Origin of the sequence: Streptomyces smaragdinus (assembly GCF_009604385.1) — a bacterium.
Taxonomy (GTDB): Bacteria; Actinomycetota; Actinomycetes; order Streptomycetales; family Streptomycetaceae; genus Streptomyces; species Streptomyces smaragdinus.
This window is the reverse complement of record NZ_WEGJ01000003.1, coordinates 527819-547199: the sequence shown is the minus strand read 5'-3', so window position 1 is coordinate 547199 and position 19381 is coordinate 527819. Positions and strand designations below refer to the sequence as shown.

Annotated in this window: 15 protein-coding genes; 11 read left to right on the top strand and 4 right to left on the bottom strand. The window is 72.2% G+C overall.

From position 1 onward, the window contains the following. Positions 1-251: S-adenosylmethionine synthetase N-terminal domain-containing protein (locus SRB5_RS08615; protein WP_323377289.1), on the bottom strand; the 251-nt coding region annotated here is incomplete at its 3' end. Here SRB5_RS08615 and SRB5_RS08610 point away from each other — a divergent pair. The 7 genes from SRB5_RS08610 to holA all read left to right on the top strand — a co-directional run bounded on the left by SRB5_RS08610 (position 237) and on the right by holA (position 8124). Beyond that, entirely contained in the window at positions 237-365 is a 129-nt protein-coding gene (locus SRB5_RS08610; RefSeq protein WP_407703890.1) for a ComEA family DNA-binding protein, read from the top strand. The two genes, SRB5_RS08615 and SRB5_RS08610, sit on opposite strands and share 15 nt — an antisense overlap. 719 nt (positions 366-1084) lie before the next feature. Continuing rightward, positions 1085-3316 carry a ComEC/Rec2 family competence protein gene (locus SRB5_RS08605; protein ID WP_407703892.1) on the top strand — a complete coding sequence of 744 codons (2232 nt, stop codon included), beginning with the start codon at positions 1085-1087 and terminating at the stop codon, positions 3314-3316. Positions 3317-3371: 55 nt separating this feature from the next. Beyond that, a complete protein-coding gene (locus SRB5_RS08600) occupies positions 3372-3956 on the top strand; it encodes a winged helix-turn-helix domain-containing protein (protein WP_153450816.1) in 585 nt (194 codons plus the stop codon). Continuing rightward, positions 3953-5239, top strand: a complete 1287-nt coding sequence (locus SRB5_RS08595; protein ID WP_153450815.1) for an MFS transporter — start codon at positions 3953-3955, stop codon at positions 5237-5239. Before SRB5_RS08600 ends, SRB5_RS08595 begins: the two co-directional genes overlap by 4 nt. Positions 5240-5249: 10 nt before the next feature. Then, positions 5250-6062, top strand: a complete 813-nt coding sequence (locus SRB5_RS08590; protein ID WP_153450814.1) for an arylamine N-acetyltransferase family protein — start codon at positions 5250-5252, stop codon at positions 6060-6062. 93 nt (positions 6063-6155) lie between these two features. Further along, positions 6156-7037, top strand: a complete 882-nt coding sequence (locus tag SRB5_RS08585) for a YceI family protein (RefSeq protein ID WP_153450813.1) — start codon at positions 6156-6158, stop codon at positions 7035-7037. Between the two features lie 100 nt (positions 7038-7137). After that, the gene (gene holA / locus SRB5_RS08580) at positions 7138-8124 is read left to right on the top strand and encodes a DNA polymerase III subunit delta (protein ID WP_153450812.1); all 987 of its coding nucleotides are present in this window, start codon (positions 7138-7140) and stop codon (positions 8122-8124) included. Positions 8125-8130: 6 nt separating this feature from the next. Here the strand turns inward: holA and SRB5_RS08575 are convergent, their stop codons facing one another. Next, entirely contained in the window at positions 8131-9981 is a 1851-nt protein-coding gene (locus tag SRB5_RS08575; RefSeq protein ID WP_323377287.1) for an ATP-binding SpoIIE family protein phosphatase, read from the bottom strand. A gap of 105 nt (positions 9982-10086) precedes the next feature. Between SRB5_RS08575 and SRB5_RS08570 the strand changes: the two genes are divergently transcribed. Both SRB5_RS08570 and SRB5_RS08565 read left to right on the top strand, forming a co-directional pair. Next, complete coding sequence (locus SRB5_RS08570; protein ID WP_153450811.1) at positions 10087-13650, top strand: HAMP domain-containing protein; 3564 nt, start codon at positions 10087-10089, stop codon at positions 13648-13650. Continuing rightward, complete coding sequence (locus SRB5_RS08565) at positions 13647-14249, top strand: response regulator (RefSeq protein WP_153450810.1); 603 nt, start codon at positions 13647-13649, stop codon at positions 14247-14249. Before SRB5_RS08570 ends, SRB5_RS08565 begins: the two co-directional genes overlap by 4 nt. Positions 14250-14298: 49 nt before the next feature. Here SRB5_RS08565 and SRB5_RS08560 read toward each other — a convergent pair whose 3' ends face one another. Then, positions 14299-16188 (bottom strand): AMP-dependent synthetase/ligase, encoded by a 1890-nt coding sequence (locus SRB5_RS08560; RefSeq protein WP_323377302.1) that lies wholly within the window; start codon positions 16186-16188, stop codon positions 14299-14301. Positions 16189-16469: 281 nt separating this feature from the next. Between SRB5_RS08560 and SRB5_RS08555 the strand changes: the two genes are divergently transcribed. Next, the gene (locus SRB5_RS08555; protein ID WP_153450808.1) at positions 16470-16790 is read left to right on the top strand and encodes a hypothetical protein; all 321 of its coding nucleotides are present in this window, start codon (positions 16470-16472) and stop codon (positions 16788-16790) included. A gap of 131 nt (positions 16791-16921) precedes the next feature. Here SRB5_RS08555 and lepA read toward each other — a convergent pair whose 3' ends face one another. After that, positions 16922-18784, bottom strand: coding sequence for a translation elongation factor 4 (gene lepA, locus SRB5_RS08550; protein ID WP_323377285.1), 1863 nt, complete (start codon positions 18782-18784; stop codon positions 16922-16924). A gap of 188 nt (positions 18785-18972) precedes the next feature. Between lepA and rpsT the strand changes: the two genes are divergently transcribed. Then, the gene (gene rpsT / locus SRB5_RS08545) at positions 18973-19239 is read left to right on the top strand and encodes a 30S ribosomal protein S20 (RefSeq protein WP_323377284.1); all 267 of its coding nucleotides are present in this window, start codon (positions 18973-18975) and stop codon (positions 19237-19239) included. Positions 19240-19381 lie beyond the last annotated feature (142 nt).

The window sequence follows — 19381 nt, the reverse complement described above, 5'->3', positions numbered from 1 at the left end:
GAGTCGTAGCCGATGCGCAGCACCGTTTCGCGGACGATGTCGGGGATCTCGGCGTAGGCGTTGGTGGTGACCTCGCCGGCCACATGGACCTGGCCGGTGGTGATGAGGGTCTCCACGGCGACCCGGGCCTTGGGGTCCTGGGCGAGCAGGGTGTCGAGTACGGCGTCGCTGATCTGGTCGGCGATCTTGTCGGGGTGGCCCTCGGTCTCGGATGCCGAGGTGAAGAGGCGGGTCCGGTGCTGGCCCGCCACATCGTGGAGTTCCGCACCCAGCGGGGAGGGTTCACGTCGGTGGCCCAGCTCCGCGAGGTGAACGGGATCGGCCCGAGCCGGTTCGCGGATCTGAAGACGCTGGTGACGCTGTGAGGGGGCGGGATCGATTCCGCTCCCGCCCGGGGCCCGGGGCCTCCGGCGGCGACAGGGCGGCCGGTCGCGTGCCTGCGGGGGGTGATCGGGCTGCCCACGGTGTGGCCGGCGCCGGTCGTGGGCCGGCGGCGGATTCCGGTGTAAGGCGTGGTTCCATCGCCGGCGGTGCCTCCGGTCGGCGGGCGGGCCCCGGCATCGACCGCGGGCGTGTGCCGGACCGGGAGCCGGGGGGCGCTCCGATCACCGGCGGATTGCCGGGGGTGAGGCACGGGATCGTGGTGGATCCCGGGTCGCGGTGCGATCCCCGGGCCGGTGGTGTGCCCGGCGGCCCCGGTTCCGGAGCGGCCGGTGACCGGGACACGGGCGGACGGGCCCCGGTGGACCTGCGTCTGGTTCCTCCCGCTGGGGCCGCCTGGGCCGGCGCTGCCTGGGCGCTCGGGACGTCGGCCGCGTGGGTGTGGCCCGTGTGTGCCGGGGCGCTGCTGCTGGCCCTGGGGCTCATCGCCTTCGCGGCGTTACGACGGGGTCCGGGCGCTTCCGGTTTGCCTGGGGGCCCGCACTCCGCCGGCGTCTCCCGGCTGCCCGGGAGCCCGCGTCCCCCCGGCGTTTCCGGGTCGCCCGGTGGCCTGCGTCCCTTCGGCGCTTCCGGGTCGCCCCGGGACCCGCATCCCCCCGGCGCTCCCGGGGTCCCGCGCCCCCGCGGCGCCTCCGCGCGGAGGCTGGCCGGGGCCGCCGCGGCGGCGCTTCTCTGCGGTGCGACCGCCGCCGGGGTTGCCGCGGCGTACGTGGACGACGTGCGGCGGGGGCCCCTTCCGGGGCTCGCGGCGGACTACGGCGATGCCGTCGTCGAGGTCGAGGTCACCGGGGACCCCCGGCCCACCCGGCCCCATGTGCGCGGGGCCGCGCGGGCGCCGGACGGGGTGGTGCTGGCGGGGCGGGCGGTGCGGGTGAGCGAGGACACCGGCCGGGTGACCCGGACCCGTACCCCGGTGCTGGTCGTCGTCACGCCGAAGGGACGGGCCGGCGCGGCCTGGCTCGCGCTGCTGCCCTCCACCCGGATCCGGGTGGCCGCGCGGGTGGCTCCGCCCGTGTTGCAGGGGGACTCGATCGCCGCCGCTCTCCGCGTGGGCGCCGGCGGACCGCCGCGGATCGTACGCCCGCCGAGCGGCCTCCAGCGCAAGGCCGGTGACCTGCGACAGGGATTACGCGAGGCCACCGACCCCCTCGGGGCCGACGCCCGCGCGCTGCTCCCCGGGCTGGTCGTGGGGGACACCTCCGGGATCCCCGCCGAGCTGCGCGACGCCTTCCAGGCCACCGACCTCACCCACCTCCTGGCCGTCTCCGGCGCCAACCTCACGATCGTGCTGGCCCTCCTCATCGGCCCACCGCATCTGGCCGGCCGCGCCGAACGCCGCGGCCTGGCCCGCCTGCTGGGCCTGCCGACCCGCGTCACCGCCGTCGCCGCCGGGGCACTGACCCTCGGCTTCGTGATCGTGTGCCGTCCCGAGCCCAGCGTGCTGCGTGCCGCGGCCTGCGGACTGATCACGCTGCTGGCCCTGGCCACCGGCCGCCGCCGCTCACTGATCCCCGCGCTGGCCGCCGCCGCCCTGCTGCTGGTCCTCTACGACCCGTGGCTCGCCCGGGACTACGGCTTCGCCCTCTCCGTCCTGGCCACGGGCGCCCTGCTGACCGTCGCCCCGCGCTGGGCCGCGGCCTTCCGGCGACGGGGGATGCGCCCCCGCCCGGCGGAGGCCCTCGCGGCGGCGGCCGCCGCGCAAGCCGTGTGCGCACCGGTCGTGGCCGTCCTGGCCGCCCGGATCAGCCTCGTCGCCGTCCCGTGCAACCTCCTCTCCGAACCGGCCGTCGCCCCGGCCACCGTCCTCGGCTTCGCGGCCCTTGCCACCGCCCCGCTCGCCCTCCCGGTGGCGAAGGGACTCGCCTGGCTCGCCTCCTGGCCGGTGGAGTGGATCGCCTGGCTGGCCCGCACGGGGGCGTCGCTGCCCGGCGCCCAGCTGCCCTGGCCCGGGAGCTGGCCGGGGGCCGCGCTGCTGGCGCTGCTCACGCTTGCCGTCGTGGCGGTCGGACGCCGGCTGCTGCACCGCCCGTGGGCCTGCGCCTGCGTGGCGCTGCTGCTCCTCGCCGTCCTCACCCGCCCGCCCCCGCTGACCCGCATCCTCACCGGCTGGCCACCGCCGGGCTGGCGCGCGGTGGTCTGCGACGTCGGCCAGGGCGACGCGATCGTGGTGGCCCTGGGCGAGGGATCCGCGCTGGTCGTGGACGCGGGCCCGGAGCCGGCGCCCGTGGCGTCCTGCCTGCGCGACCTCGGCATCACGCGCATCCCGCTCCTGGTCCTCACCCACTTCCACGCCGACCACGTCGACGGCCTCCCCGGCGTCCTGAACGGCCGTGCGGTAGGGGCGATCGAGACGACAGCGGCCCCGGACCCCCCGGACCAGGCGGCCTACGTCCACCGCCTCGCCGCCCGGGCGGGCATCCCGGTGATCACAGCGGCGGCGGGCGAGCGCCGCCGGACCGGCGACGTCTCCTGGGAGGTGCTGTGGCCCGTCCCGGGCACCCCCACCGAAGGCCCGAACAACGCGAGCGTCACCCTCCTCGTCCGCACCGCCGGCCTCACCCTGCTCCTCCCCGGCGACCTGGAACCCCCGGCCCAGCAGGAACTCCTGACCGCCCACCCCGACCTCCCCCAGGTGGACGTCCTCAAGGTCCCCCACCACGGCTCCGCCTACCAGCACCACCCCCTCCTGACCCATCTCAACCCCCGCCTCTCCCTGATCAGCGCAGGCCCCGACAACCCGTACGGCCACCCGTCCCCCCGCACGATCACCACCCTGCGCACCGCAGGCTCCACAGTCCTCCGCACCGACACCCAGGGCTCCCTGGCCGTCCTCCCGGGCCCCCGCGCGGCCACCTCAGAGGGCCCCGCGCCCTAGCCCGCCGAGCCCGTCACCCTTGTAAAGATTTCTTTAGAAAGGTAGCTTTACATGCATGAGCGACTCCGTCATCCGCCTGACCGACCCCCAGGCCCTCCGGGCCTACGCCCACCCCACCCGCATGGCGCTCGTCGGCCTGCTGCGCGTCGAGGGCCCCCTTACCGCCACCCGGGCCGCCGAGCTCACCGGCGAGTCCGTGGCCAGCTGCAGCTACCACCTGCGGATGCTCGCCAAGTACGGCCTCGTCGAGGTGGCGGAGGGCGGCGCCGGAAGGGAGAAGCCCTGGCGGGCCACGGCCCGCTTCACGGACGTGCCGAACACCTCGGACGACCCCGCCGTCGCCGAGGCGGCGAACGCCACGGTGGCCGCGATCCTGCAGAGCTACTTCGAACGCGCCACCCGAGCCCTCAAGACCGCCGGCCAGAGGTCCCCGGCCTGGCAGGAGGCCGAGACCTGGGGAGACCGTCTCCTCTTCCTCACCCCGCAGGAGCTGACCGACCTCACCCGGCGCATGGACGACCTGCTCGCCCCGTACGACGACCGCCTGGAACACCCCGCGGACCGTCCGGAGGGCGCCGAGCTGGTGCAGCTGGTCCGCCTCGCCTACCGCCACTCACCGAAGGGGGACCCTGGCACATGACGGCCCGGACGAAGACCCTGATCCCCGAGCTCCTGCGCGAGCGCACCTTCCGGCGCTACTGGACCGGCCAGAGCATCTCCCTCCTCGGCGACGAGATCCACCGCGTCGCCATGCCGCTGGCAGCCGTCACCGCCCTCGGCGCCGACGCCGCCGACATGGGCCTGCTCACCGCCGCGCCCCTCGTCCCGGCCCTGCTGTTCTCCATCCCCGCCGGCGGCTGGGCCGACGGACGCGCGAGCCGCCGGCGCCTCATGCTGGCCGCCGACCTGGGCCGCTTCCTGACCCTGGCCACCATCCCCGCCGCCTACGCCCTCGGCATGCTCACGCTGACCCAGCTGCTGGCGGTCGCGTTCGTGACCGGCACCCTGAGCGTGCTGTTCAACGTCTCGAACAACACCCTGTACGCGGCGATCGTCCCCACCGGACAGCTGCTCCAGGGCAGTTCACTGCTCAACGGCAGCCGGTCGATGGCCTTCGTCGCCGGTCCGAGCACGGGCGGCGTCCTGGTGCAGATCCTCGCCGCCCCGTTCGCCCTGCTGATCGACGCGCTCAGCTATCTGGCCTCCGCGCTCTTCCTCGGCCGCATATCGCCCCCGGAGCCACCGCCCGCCCGCCACGAGCGGGGTCATGCGCTCGAAGGTCTGCGGTGGGTGGTGCGGACACCCGTGATGCGGGCCATCCAGCTCTCCACGGCCACGCTCAACTTCTTCAACTTCATCTTTCACGCGATTTTCGTGCTCTACGCCACCAAGGAGCTGAACCTCGCTCCCGGCACCCTCGGCCTGGTCCTCGGCGGGGGCGCGGTCGGCGGGCTGGCCGGTGCGGTTCTCGCGGGGCGGTTCGTGGCCCGGATCGGGTACGGCCGGGCGATGGCCCTCGGCAATCTCGGGTTCAGCCTGCCCCTCGTCCTCGTCCCCCTGGCGCAGGGATCGCCGTCACTCGTCATCGGCATGCTGTTCGCCGCCGAGTTCCTCTCCTGCTTCGGCGTGATGATCCTCGATATCTCCGCCAACGCCTTCATGACCGCGCTCATACCCGACGCCGTCCGCTCCCGCGTCTCCGGTGTGCTGCAGACGGTCAACTTCGGCATCCGTCCCCTCGGTGCCCTGGCCGGCGGCTGGCTCGGCACGGTCCTCGGGCTCCACACGTCGCTGTGGATCGCCACCACCGGTGCCGCCCTCGGCGTCGGATGGCTGCTGTGCTCCCCACTGCCCCGAATACGGGAACTCCCCGTCCGAGCCGAGCCGGTGGCTTCCGGGTCGGCTGTCGGGCAGGCGGTCTAACCTCGGGATCATGACAGCTTTCACGGAGGAACAGGTCGAGGCCTATCTGGAGCGGATCGGCGCCGGGCGGCCGCGGGAGGCCACGGGGGAGGCGCTGCGGGAGTTGCAGGTGCGGCATCTGGTCGCGGTGCCGTTCGAGAATCTGGCGATTCATCTCGGGGAGGACATCGTCCTCACCGAGCAGGCGCTGTTCGAGAAGATCGTCGGGCGGCGGCGGGGCGGCTTCTGTTACGAGCTCAACGGGGCGTTCGCCGCGCTGCTCGACACCCTCGGGTTCCAGGTGGAGCTGCTGAGCGCCCGGGTGTTTCTGCCCGGACCCCACCAAAAGCTCGGGCCGCCCTACGACCACATGGCGCTGCGGGTGCGGGCCGCGGACGGGTCCGGGCCGTGGCTGGCCGACGTCGGCTTCGGGAAGCACGCGCACCACCCCCTGCGCTACGACGAGCGCGGTGACCAGCGCGACCCCGGTGGTGTGTTCCGGATCACGGAGGCGTCCGAGGGCGGTGACCTCGACGTGCTGGAGGGCGGCGCCCCGGTGTTCCGGCTCGAACAACGGCCCCGCGCGCTCGGGGACTTCGAGGCGACCTGCTGGTGGCAGCGGACCGCGCCGACCTCCCACTTCCGCACGTTCCTCACCTGCTCCCGCCTGACCGGCGACGGCGGCCGGATCACCCTCAGCGGCGACCGCCTCATCGACACCCCCGCGCAGGGGGAGCGGACCGAGAGCAGGCTGACCGAGGGGGAGTTGCCCGGGGCCTACCGGGACCACTTCGGGATCGTCCTCGACCGAATCCCCCCGATCCCCGCATCCCGCCCGGAGTGAGTGATTCGGCACACAAGCCCGAAGTTTGCCTCGAAAGCCTCACCGGTGTTCGAATGAAGCGACATCACCACACGCTCCACAGAGGGACAGTGCATGCTGGGCTTGCTGCGCCGCCAGCGCGAGGGAAAGCGGACGCGTACCACCGGACCGGCGAGCGTCCCCGCGCCACCGCACGCAGGCCTCCTCAGCTGCCGGGTGCTCGACCCGGTCGGTGACCCCCTGCCCGCCGCCGACCTGCGGGTTACCGACCCCGCGGGCCGGAAGGTCGTCAGCGGTGAGTCCGACCCGTACGGGATGTTCGTCGTAGCCGTACCGCCCGGGGACTACCGGGTGGCCGTGGAGTCGGAGGGCCTCACCCCGTTCCGGGGCGAGATCCACGTCACCGAGGGCGCCGTGGCGCAGCTCGGCGACCTCGTCATGCTGCCCGCCCAGCTCCCGCAGCTGCCGCCGCCCGGCGACTGGGAGGTCGACCCGGCGCACACCACGATCGGCTTCACCGCCCGCCACATCGGCATGGCCCGGGTCCGCGGCCGGTTCAACGGCTACCGCGGAGCCCTGCGCATCGGACGCCGGATGGAGGACTCGCAGCTGCACATCGTGATCGACTCGGCGTCCATCGACACCAACATCAAGATGCGCGACGACCATCTGCGCTCGGCGGACTTCCTCGACGTCGAACGCTTCCCGACCCTGGAGTTCTTCAGCGAGCGCTTCGTCCACCGCGCCGGCAACCGCTGGGCCGTGACCGGCGTGCTCACCCTGCACGGCGTCAGCCGTACGGTGACGCTGGACGTCGACTACCTCGGCATCGGCACCGGACTGGAGGGCGAGCTGCGCGCCGCCTGCCGCGCCACGACGGAGCTGCACCGCGAGGACTTCACCCTGAACTGGCAGCACATGCTGGCGCGGGGCATCGCGGTGGTCGGCTCGTCGATCAGGATCGAGCTGGACATCCAGATCGTCGCGGCTTCCTGAGTCGAGCGAGCTGACCGAGCCGACCGAGCCGGCCGGGTAAGGGCGGCCACCCCGCGGCCCGCGCCGGCCCTGTCCGACCGGCGTGGCATGCTGGTCCGCGATGGCCAGGAAAGCAGCAGCAGACGACGACCCCCTCGCCCCCGTCACCGTGGCCGTGGGCCAGGAGGATCTGCTCCTCGACCGCGCGGTGGCCCAGGTCGTGGCCGCCGCCCGCGCCGCCGACCCGGACACGGACGTCCGCGACCTCACGCCCGACGCCCTCCAGCCCGGCACCCTCGCCGAGCTGACGAGCCCGTCGCTCTTCGCCGAGCGCAAGGTCGTCGTGGTCCGCTCCGCCCAGGACCTCTCCGCCGACACGGTCAAGGACATCAAGGCGTATCTCGCCTCCCCCGCCGAGGAGATCACCCTCGTGCTGCTGCACGCCGGCGGCGCCAAGGGCAAGGGCCTGCTCGACGCCGCCCGCAAGGCCGGCGCCCGCGAGGTCGCGTGCCCCAAGCTGACGAAGCCCGCGGACCGGCTGGCGTTCGTCCGGGCGGAGTTCCGCGCGGCCGGCCGCCAGGCCTCGCCCGGGGCCTGCGAGGCGCTGTGCGACGCCCTCGGCAGCGACCTGCGCGAGCTGGCCTCCGCGGTGACGCAGCTGACGGCGGACGTCGAGGGGGCGATCGACGAGCGGGTCGTGGCCCGGTACTACACGGGCCGCGCGGAGGCCTCGAGCTTCGAGATCGCCGACCGCGCCGTGGAGGGCCGCCCCGCGGAGGCCCTGGAGGCCCTGCGCTGGGCCCTCGGCACGGGCGTCGCCCCCGTGCTGATCACCAGCGCCCTGGCCCAGGGCGTCCGCTCCATCGGCAAGCTGGCCTCCGCCCCCCGCAACATGCGCCCCGGCGACCTGGCCCGCGAGCTCGGCATGCCCCCGTGGAAGATCGACCGCGTCCGCCGCCAGATGCAGGGCTGGACGGCCGACGCCGTCGCCCGCTCCCTGACCGCCGTGGCCGAGGCCGACGCCGCGGTCAAGGGCGCCGCGGCCGACCCGGAGTACGCCCTGGAGCGAGCCGTGATCATCATCGCCGCGTCGGCCCGCTCCCGCTGACCAGACCTACCGCGCCCGCAGCACCAGCATCGCCAGATCATCCTCCGGCGCCGTCCCCCCGAACGCGTGCACAGCCCGCCGCAGCCGCTCCGCCACCCCCGCCGCCGTCAGCCCCACGCACCCCGCGAGGGCCGCCGCGAGCCCGTCGTCGTCGTCGAACAGCCGGTTCCCGTCGCGCCGTTCCGTCACCCCGTCCGTGACGCACAGCAGCGTCTCCCCGGCCGCCAGGTCGAAGGACTCCGCGGTGTACGTGGCGTCCTCCACCACCCCCAGCAGCATCTGCGGCGACGCCGCCGTCCGCACCGTCCCGTCCGGCCGCAGCACCAGCGGCAGCGGATGCCCCGCCGACGCCAGCGTGCACCGCGCCCCGCCCCGGTCCGACCCGTACGGCACCAGCTCCCCGTACAGCAGGGACAGGAACCGCGCCGAATCCGGCGCCGACGGCGCGTGCTCGCTCACCGCCGCGGCCGCCGCCTCCATGGCCTCCACCGCCTCCGCCGCCAGCGTCCGGTTCAGCCGCCGCAGCACCTCCGACACCGGATACCCCTCCCGCGCCAGCAGCCGCATCACCGGCCGCGCGAGTCCCGTGACGACCGCCGCCTCCGGCCCGTTGCCGCACACGTCGCCCAGCGCGAAGCACCACCGGCCGTCCCCCACGGGGAACAGGTCCCACAGGTCACCGCCGACCCACGCGTGATCGGCGGGCTCGTACACCACATGGACGTCCAGCCCCGGCGGCCGCAGCACCCCGCTGGGCAGCAGCCCCCGCTGGAGCACCGCGCTGATCGTCGCCTGCCGGGTGAACCGCCGCGCCGCCGCCACGGAATGGGCGACCCGGCGCGCGAAGTCCTCGATCACGCCCGACGCCTCGTCCGGTATCCGGGCCGCCCCCGCCCGCCCCAGCGCCAGCACCCCGATCAGCCGCCCCCCGGCCACCAGCCGGCACGCCATCGCCGCCCCGTCCTCCCCGTAACCGGCCTCCGCACCCGGCCACCGGCACGGGACGAGCGCCGCCCGCTCCCCGCCGGACGGCAGCGGCGGATACTGCTCCAGCGCCTCCCGCAGCCCGCCGATCCGGCCCTCGTCCGCATGCCACACCTGAGCCAGCCGCCGCTGCTCCGTACCGCCCGCGGTGGAATCCAGCCAGATCGCCGACCAGTCCGCGAACCGCGGCACCAGCAGCTGCGTGGCCAGCGACGCGACCATGTCCTCGTCGAACTGGCCGGTCAGGATGTCGGAGGTCTCCGCCAGAAAGGAGTACGCGGCCTCCACGTCGTACGACCGCACGGGCGCGGGCGCGGGCACCGCCGGCTGCGGCGCGGCCCCGTCCAGCGCCAGCCGGAACCACACCGTCTTGCCCGTACGCCGGTACGCCACCCCCCACGACTCCGCGAGCTCGTCGACCAGCCGCAGCCCCCGCCCCCGCTCCCTCGCGAAGCCGCCCGCCGCGTCGGCGCGCCGTCCCCGCCCGTCCCCGACCTCCACGATCAGCCCCGGCCGCGCCGGCACCCCGGGCGCCGGCCCCGCGCCGCCCGTCCCCGGGTCGTACCGCAGCCGCACCTCGACCTCCGTACCGGCATGCACGACCGCGTTGGTGACCAGCTCGCTGACCAGCAGCAAGGCGTCCTCCAGCAGCTCCCCGCCGAACAGCGCCCCCGCCCCCGCGGCCCGCAGCGGCCCGAAGCCGCCGTCCGCCGCCTTCCACCCGGCGAGCGTCGCCCGGACGAACCCGCGGGCGATCGAGGCGGCCTCCGAGGTCCCGGGCAGCGCCGTCGCCACCTCCGTGGCCGGGGCCGACCCCTCCCACCGGGTACTGATGTCCTGTCGCGCCGGAGGCGCCGCCTCGAAGGTACTCACCGCACACCTCCCGACCGACTTCCGGCATACCGCCGAATCTCCCGCCGTCAGAGTGACAGACTGAGCTGGCTCATACGCGACAAGTTACGTAAGTGGTGGGCTTCCATGGCTGCGAAGACGACGGTGGTGACGCCGCGCCCGGCGCCGGACGCGGCGGGCGCGCCGCCCCCGGCCGACGGGGACGGCGTGTGGGTGCGGGCGGCCGAGCTGCGGCCGCTGGCCGCCGCCCTGACGGCGCTCGCCGACGGTGACTTCACCACCCGGCTGACCGGGACGTACGAGGGCCCGGTGGCCGAGCTGGCCACGGCGGTCAACCGGATCGCCGCCCGCAACGGCCACTACGCGGGCGAGCTGGACCGCGTCCGCCGCGAGGTGCTGCGCCACGGCCGGTTCGACGAACGGCTCACGGCGAGCACCGGCCGCGGCGCGTGGACGACGAACGTGCACGCCGCCAACGCGCTCCTGGACGCCCTGACCATCCCGGTCGCCGGCGCCACCCGGGTCCTCGACGCGGTGGCCTCCGGCGACCTCACCCAGCGGGTCCCGCTGCACGACGGGACCCGGCAGCTGCGCGGCGACACCCGCCGGCTGGGGCGCGCGGTGAACCGTACGGTGGACCAGCTCGCGCTCTTCACCGGCGAGGTGACGCGGATGGCCCGCGAGGTCGGCACCGAGGGCCGGCTCGGCGGCCGGGCCAAGGTCCAGGGCCTGCAGGGCAACTGGCGCGCCACCACGGAGGCCGTCAACGCGATGGCCTCCCGGCTCACCGCGCAGATCCGCGACATCGCCCAGGTGACGACGGCGGTGGCCAAGGGCGACCTGAACCGCAAGGTGACGGTCGAGGCGGCCGGCGAGCTGCTGGAGCTGAAGCTCACCGTGAATACCATGGTGGACCAGCTCTCCGACTTCGCCGGGGAAGTCACCCGCGTCGCCCGCGAGGTCGGCACGGAGGGTCAGCTGGGCGGGCGGGCGCAGGTCAGGGGCGCGTCCGGCGTATGGAAGGACCTGACGGACAACGTCAACTTCATGGCGGACAATCTGACCAGCCAGGTCCGTAACATCGCCCAGGTGACCAAGGCCGTCGCCCAGGGCGACCTCAGCCAGCAGATCACCGTCTCCGCCCGCGGCGAGATCCTCCAGCTCAAGTCCACGGTCAACACCATGGTGGACCAGCTCTCCGGCTTCGCGGACGAGGTCACCCGCGTGGCCCGCGAGGTGGGCACGGAGGGTCAGCTGGGCGGGCGGGCGCAGGTCAGGGGCGCCTCTGGCGTGTGGAAGGACCTGACGGACAACGTCAACTTCATGGCGGACAACCTGACGAGCCAGGTCCGTAACATCGCCCAGGTCGCCACCGCCGTCGCCCAGGGCGACCTCTCCCGCAAGATCGACGTCACGGCCCGCGGCGAGATCCTCGAGCTGAAGACCACCATCAACACCATGGTCGACACCCTCTCCGCCTTCGCCTCCGAGGTCACCCGCGTCGCCCGCGAGGTCGGCTCCGAGGGCCGCCTCGGCGGCCAGGCCCGCGTCGAGGGCGTCTACGGCACCTGGAAGCGGCTGACGACCAACGTCAACGAGCTCGCCTCCAACCTCACCACCCAGGTCCGCGCCATCGCCGAGGTCGCCTCCGCCGTCGCCCAGGGCGATCTGACCCGCGCCATCACCGTCGAGGCCCAGGGCGAGGTCGCCGACCTCAAGGACGACGTCAACCTGATGGTCGCCAACCTCCGCGAGACCACCCGGGCCAAGGACTGGCTGGAGACGAACCTGGCCCGTCTGGCCTCCCTGATGCAGGGCCACCGCGATCTGATCGAGGTCGCCGACCTGATCATCCGCGAGCTCACCCCGCTGGTGAACGCCCAGTTCGGCGCGTTCTACCTGGCGGAGGACGCCACCGGCAGCGGCGACGGCCTCGTCTACATCGCCGGCTACGGCACCGCGCAGGGCGAGATCGGCCTGCCCGCGCCCCACACCCCCGGGCGCGGGCTCGTCCAGCAGGTCGCCGTGCAGAAGGAGCGGATCCTGCTCGAGGACGTGCCGCCGGACTACATCACCATCGCCTCCGGGCTCGGCGAGGCCGTCCCCAAGAGCGTGGTCATCCTCCCCGTCGTCTTCGAGCACCGCGTCCTCGGCGTGATCGAGCTGGCGTCCTTCAACCGGTTCTCCGACGTCCACCTCGCCTTCTTCGACCAGTTCGGCAGCACCATCGGCGTCGCGATCAACACCATCGTCGCCAACTCCCGCACCGAATCCCTGCTCAGCGAATCGCAGCGGCTCACCCAGCAGCTCCGGGACCGCTCCGACGAACTCCAGCGCCAGCAGGCGGAGCTCCGCCGCTCCAACGACGAACTCGAGGTCAAGGCCGCCCAGCTGGCCGCCGCCTCGCAGTACAAGTCGGAGTTCCTGGCGAACATGTCGCACGAGCTGCGCACCCCGCTGAACTCCCTGCTGATCCTCGCCCGCCTCCTCGCCGACAACGCCGACGGTCATCTGAGCGAGCAGGAGGTCCAGTTCGCCGAGACGATCAACCGCTCCGGTACGGACCTGCTGACGCTCATCAACGACATCCTCGACCTGTCGAAGATCGAGGCCGGCCGGATGGACGTCCGCCCCCGCCAGCTCCCCCTGGTCAAGGTGCTCAACTACGTGCACGACACGTTCCGCCCGCTCACCCTGGACCGCGGACTGGCGTTCGAGGTCGCCGTCGGCGAAGACGTCCCGCGGGTGATGATGTCCGACGGCCGCCGACTCCAGCAGATCCTGCGCAACCTCCTGTCCAACGCGGTGAAGTTCACGCCCACCGGCAAGGTGGAGCTGCGCGTGGACCGGGTGCCGACGGCGGAGTCGAACGGGCACGAGCTGGTCGACTTCGCCGTCTGCGACACGGGCATCGGCATCGACAGCGCGAAACTGGCCACCGTCTTCGAGGCGTTCCAGCAGGCCGACGGCACCACGAACCGCAAGTACGGCGGTACGGGCCTCGGCCTGTCCATCAGCCGCGAGATCGCCGGCCTCCTCGGCGGCACCATCACCGCCACCAGCCGCCCCGGCAAGGGCTCCGTCTTCACCCTGCGCGTCCCCGTCCGCTGCCCCGGCCCGGTGGAGACGGAGGAGCCGGTCCGCCTCCCGGACGCGCCGGCGGGCCTGCCCGCCCTGTTCCAGGCCCCGCCCGAACCGCCCGAGCCCGCGGACCTCCCGCACGACCCGGAGTGGCTCAGCACCACCCGCCTCGAGGAGTGGATCTCCGGCCGCCCGGGCGAGGTCTTCCCCGGCAACCGGGTGCTGATCGTCGACGACGACATCCGCAACGTCTTCGCCCTCACCCATGTCCTGGGCCGGGTCGGCATGTCCGTGCTGTACGCGGAGAACGGCCGCGAGGGCATCGAGGTGCTGGAGAAGAACCCGGACATCGCCCTGTGCCTGATGGACATCATGATGCCGGAGCTCGACGGGTACGAGACGATCCAGCGGATCCGCTCCACCCCGCGCTTCGCCGCCCTGCCGATCATCGCGCTCACCGCCAAGGCGATGCCCGGTGACCGGGAGAAGGCCATCGGCAGCGGCGCCTCCGACTACGTCCCCAAGCCCGTGGACGTCGACCGGCTGCTCACGGCGAGCCTGAGCCTGCTGGACCCGGACACCCCCGAAGCCGGACAAGCGCCCGCATGAGCCGGACCGACGTGACGTACGTCCCGGAGCCCCGCACCGCCGGCATCCTGCTGGTGGACGACATCGAGGACAACCTCACGGCGCTCGAGGCGGTCCTCGGCCCCCTCGGGGAGCCGCTGGTGCGGGCCCGCTCCGGCGAGGAGGCGATGAAGGCCCTGCTGCGGCAGGAGTTCGCCGTCGTCCTGCTCGACTGCGTGATGCCCGGGATGGACGGCTTCGAGACCGCGGCGAACATCAAACGCCTCGACCAGACCAAGGACATCCCGATCATCTTCCTGACCGGCAACGACGCCGGCTCGGGCAACGCCTTCCGCGGCTACGCGACGGGGGCGGCGGACTTCCTGCAGAAGCCCTTCGACCCGTGGGTGCTGCGGGCGAAGGTGTCGGTGTTCCTGGAGCTGCACCGCAAGAACCAGCAGCTCCAGCAGCTCGTCGACGCCGGCCGGGTCCGCCTCGGCGAGCTCGCCGACCGGCTGGGCGCCGTCGAGTCCCATCTGGCGTGCAGCAGCCTCACCGACGTACTGGAGCTGTCGAAGCGGGTCGCCGCGCTGGAGTCGGCCGTTCGCGATCTGCGGATCCGGTACGGCCGGACGACCTGAGGGACCGGGGCACGGACCCGCCGTACCCCGCTCCCGCAGGCCGCGTGCGCTACTTGGCGACCGCGCCCTCGTACATCTCCTCGATCAGGTCCTTGAACGTCCGCTCCACGACCGGCCGCTTGAGCTTGAGGCTCGGCGTCAGCTCGCCGTGCTCCAGGTCCAGGTCGCGCGGCAGGATGCGGAACTGCTTGACGGTCTGCCAGCGCTGCAGCCCCTCGTTGAGCTGCTTGACGTAGCCCTCGACCATCGCCTTGGTCTCGGGGGCCGCGAGCAGCTCGGGGTACGGCGTGCCCTCCAGCCCCGCCTCCTTCGCCCAGCCGAGCAGCGCCGGCTCGTCCAGGGAGATGAGCGCGGTGCAGAAGTTGCGGTTGGCGCCGATCACCACGATGGAGCCGACGTACGGGCAGATCGCCTTGAACTGGCCCTCGACCTCGGTCGGCGCGATGTACTTGCCGCCGGACGTCTTGATCAGGTCCTTCTTGCGGTCGGTGATCCGCAGGAAGCCGTCCGCGGAGAGCTCGCCGATGTCGCCGGTGTGGAACCAGCCGTCCGCCTCCAGCACCTCGGCGGTCGTCTCCGGCAGCCCGTGGTAGCCCTGCATGATGCCCGGCCCGCGCAGCAGGATCTCGCCGTCGTCGGCGATCCGCACCTCGCAGCCCGGCAGCGGCTTGCCGACGGTGCCGACGCGGAAGTCCTCGATCCGGTTGACGAAGCTGGCGGCGGAGGACTCGGTGAGCCCGTAGCCCTCCAGGATCGGGATGCCGGCGCCGGCGAAGAACCAGCCGATCTCCGGGGACAGCGCCGCCGAGCCGGAGACACAGCCCTCCATCCGGCCGCCGAAGGCCTCGCGGAGCTTGGCGTAGACGAGCTTGTCGGCGATGGAGTGCTTGACGGACAGCCCGGTCGGCACGGTGCGCTTGCCGGTCTTGACGAAGTTGTCCTGGCTCGCCTTCGCGTACTCGCGGGCGATGCCCACGGCCCACTGGAAGATCTTGTACTTGGCCCCGCCGCCGGCCCGCGCCTTGGCCGCGACACCGTTGTAGACCTTCTCGTAGATCCGCGGGACGCCGCACATCTTGGTCGGTCTGACCACCGGCAGATTCTCGATGATCTTGTCGATGCGGCCGTCGACGGCCATCACGTGACCGGTCGAGATGTGCCCGGCGGTGAGCACCTTGCCGAAGACGTGCGCCAGCGGCAGCCACAGATACTGCACGTCGTCGTACGTCAGCAGCTTGATCGCCTCGATCGAGCGGCCCATGTACGACCAGCAGTCGTGCGGCAGCCGTACGCCCTTGGGCTTGCCGGTGGTGCCGGAGGTGTAGATCAGCGTGGCGATCTGGTCGGCGCGCAGCTGCGCGATCCGGTCGGTCACGGAGTCCGGGTGCTTCTCCAGATACGCCGCTCCCCGCTCCTCCAGCTGGGCGAGGGAGAGTACGAAGCCGTCCGGGTCGCCGGCGGCGGGCGTGGCGTCCGCGGCCGCGATCACCACGACGTGCGCCAGCTCGGGCAGCTCGGCGCGCTGCTCGCGCACCTTCGCCAGCTGGACGCCGTCCTCGGCGATCAGCACCCGGCTGCCCGAGTCGGCGAGGATGTACGCGGTCTCCTCGGCGTTGGTCGTCGGGTAGACGGTGGTGTTCGCGGCGCCGGCGCACAGGATGCCCAGGTCGGACAGGATCCAGTCGACGCTGGTCGCGGCGGCCACGGCCACCCGCTCCTCGGACCGGATGCCCAGCTCGATCAGCCCGGCGGCGATGGAGTGCACCCGCTTCGCGGACGCGGCCCAGGTCAGATCACGCCATTCGTCCGGCCCCGTCCCGGACGCCGGTGGCACCGGATACCGGAAGGCGACCCGGTCCGGGGTCGCTGCCACACGGTCCTGGAACAGGGTCGCCACCGAGGGGGGACGGCTGTCCAGCAGCTTCTGGGTGTCGGTCACGGTCGTCACGGGTCCTCCGGGCGGGGGGAAGGCACAGCTGCGTTGCTGAGGTAACTCACGAGTAACCAGCAGATTAATCGGCCATCCGCCCTCGACGGTAGAGCAATCGGACCCTCATCTTCGCGGTTTGTCCACAGGGCATCTTCCATGGTTGTCGCACCGAAACGACAAAAGGGTGTAATCGGCCAACGGGGTGACGCCCATCCGGCAGCCGAAACCTTTCGCAGGGCTGATCTTTATCTCTCTTGGAAGTGCACATACATCACGAAAGGGATGCTTCCATGGCTACTGCCAAGCGGATCATCAGCGCCGCCATCATCTCCACCGCCGGACTCGCTGCGGTCGGTATGTCCGCTGGCTCGGCCGCGGCCGCCGACCCGGGCCCGAGCGCGGTTGTGGGTAACGATGTCGTCGGGGGCGTCGCGGCTGCCGCGAGCGTCATGGATGACGCTCACGACAACTTCAACTTCAACCACATCCTGGACCGCTGGCACGTCGAGGTCCTCAACAACTCGCCCATCGCGAGCAACAACGATGACACCCAGTACGGCATCGGTGCCACCGCCCACGACATTCTGAACGCGGGCGGCCTGCACAACTGACCTCGTGCGGCGCGACCGGCGGGCGGCAGGGCTTCGGCCCTCGCCGCCCGCCGGCTTTTCCGTACCCCTGTATACGGCGAATCGCCCCGGACGGCCGTCCGGGGCGATTCGCCCTATACAGGGGTGTCCGGTTACTTCTTGCCCTTGTCCCCGTCGTCCGACGACAGGACCGCGATGAACGCCTCCTGGGGGACCTCCACGGACCCGACCATCTTCATCCGCTTCTTGCCCTCCTTCTGCTTCTCGAGCAGCTTGCGCTTACGGGAGATGTCACCGCCGTAGCACTTGGCGAGCACGTCCTTGCGGATCGCGCGGATCGTCTCGCGGGCGATCACCCGGGCGCCGATCGCCGCCTGCACCGGCACCTCGAAGTTCTGCCGCGGGATCAGCTCGCGCAGCTTGGCGACCAGCCGCACGCCGTACGCGTACGCCTTGTCCTTGTGGGTGATCGCCGAGAACGCGTCCACCTTGTCGCCGTGCAGCAGGATGTCGACCTTCACCAGATCACTGCTCTGCTCGCCGGTGGGCTCGTAGTCCAGCGAGGCGTAGCCGCGGGTCTTGGACTTCAGCTGGTCGAAGAAGTCGAAGACGACCTCCGCCAGCGGCAGCGTGTAGCGGATCTCGACCCGGTCCTCGGAGAGGTAGTCCATGCCCAGCAGCGAACCGCGCCGGGTCTGGCAGAGCTCCATGATCGCGCCGATGAACTCGCTGGGCGCCAGGATCGTGGACCGCACCACCGGCTCGTAGACCTCGTCGATCTTGCCCGTGGGGAACTCGGAGGGGTTGGTCACCGTGTGCTCGGCGCCGTCCTCCATGATCACCCGGTAGACCACGTTCGGGGCGGTGGCGATCAGGTCGAGGTTGAACTCGCGCTCCAGGCGTTCGCGGATCACCTCGAGGTGCAGCAGGCCCAGGAAGCCCACGCGGAAGCCGAAGCCCAGGGCGGCGGACGTCTCCGGCTCGTACACCAGGGCGGCGTCGTTCAGCTGCAGCTTGTCCAGCGCCTCACGCAGCTCCGGGTAGTCCGAGCCGTCCACCGGGTAGAGCCCGGAGAACACCATCGGCTTGGGGTCCTTGTAGCCGCCGAGCGCGTCCGTGGCCCCCTTGGTGGCCGAGGTCACGGTGTCGCCGACCTTTGACTGGCGGACGTCCTTCACCCCGGTGATCAGATAGCCGACCTCGCCGACGGACAGGCCGTCGGCCGGGGTCATCTCGGGGGAGTTCGTACCGATCTCCAGCAGCTCGTGCTGGGCGCCGGTCGACATCATCTTGATGCGCTCACGCTTGGTGAGCGTGCCGTCCACGACCTTGACGTACGTCACCACACCGCGGTACGAGTCGTACACGGAGTCGAAGATCATCGCGCGGGCGGGGGCGTCCTTGACGCCCACCGGGTGCGGGACCTGCCGTACGACCTCGTTCAGCAGCTCCTGGACGCCCTCGCCGGTCTTCGCCGAGACCCGCAGCACGTCCTCGGGCTCGCAGCCGATCAGGCCGGCGAGCTCCGCGGCGAACTTCTCCGGCTGGGCGGCCGGCAGGTCGATCTTGTTCAGTACGGGGATGATCGTGAGGTCGTTCTCCATCGCCAGATACAGGTTGGCGAGGGTCTGCGCCTCGATGCCCTGGGCCGCGTCCACCAGCAGGACGCAGCCCTCGCAGGCCGCCAGCGAGCGGGAGACCTCGTACGTGAAGTCCACGTGGCCCGGGGTGTCGATCATGTTGAGGATGTGCGTGGCCCCGGCGTCGTCCCCGGTGGGCGCCCACGGCAGCCGGACGGCCTGGGACTTGATCGTGATGCCGCGTTCCCGCTCGATGTCCATCCGGTCGAGGTACTGGGCGCGCATCTGGCGCTGGTCGACGACGCCGGTGATCTGGAGCATCCGGTCCGCGAGCGTCGACTTGCCGTGGTCGATGTGCGCGATGATGCAGAAGTTGCGGATCAGCGCCGGGTCGGTGCGGCTGGGCTCCGGCACGTTCGTAGGGGTCGCGGGCACCTTGGTCCTGTCGGATGTCTGGGGGCTGGGGGACTGCTGACAGCCCCCTTACGTCGCTGTGTCCCGACTATGGTCCCATGCGCGGGGGGCTCGGCGCGGTTTGGGACGCCGTCCGGGCTGCTGGTAGCCTGGGCTGCTGTGTCTGTTATGGGCACAGCTCGGTATCAACGAACAGCAGAGGCTTATTCGTGGCGAACATCAAGTCCCAGATGAAGCGGATCAAGACGAACGAGAAGGCGCGCCTGCGCAACAAGGCCGTCAAGTCCTCGCTTCGCACCGCCGTCCGCAAGACCCGTGAGGCCGTCGAGGCCGGTAACCTCGAGGCCGCCGTCGCGGCGCAGCGCGAGGCTTCGCGCAAGCTCGACAAGGCCGTCAGCAAGGGTGTCATCCACAAGAACGCCGCCGCCAACAAGAAGTCGGCGCTGGCGCACCGCGTGGCCACCCTGCAGGGCTGACCCCCTCACCTCTTGGCTTGACCCGTCGGGTGCGGGTTGCAGCGGCCCCTCTCTCCGCTCCGTCCCCGGCAGCACGCGCTGCACGCGGCCTGCGTTCGCCACGCGGGTGCAGTGCACCTCTCGGTTTTTTGAGCCCCCGGTT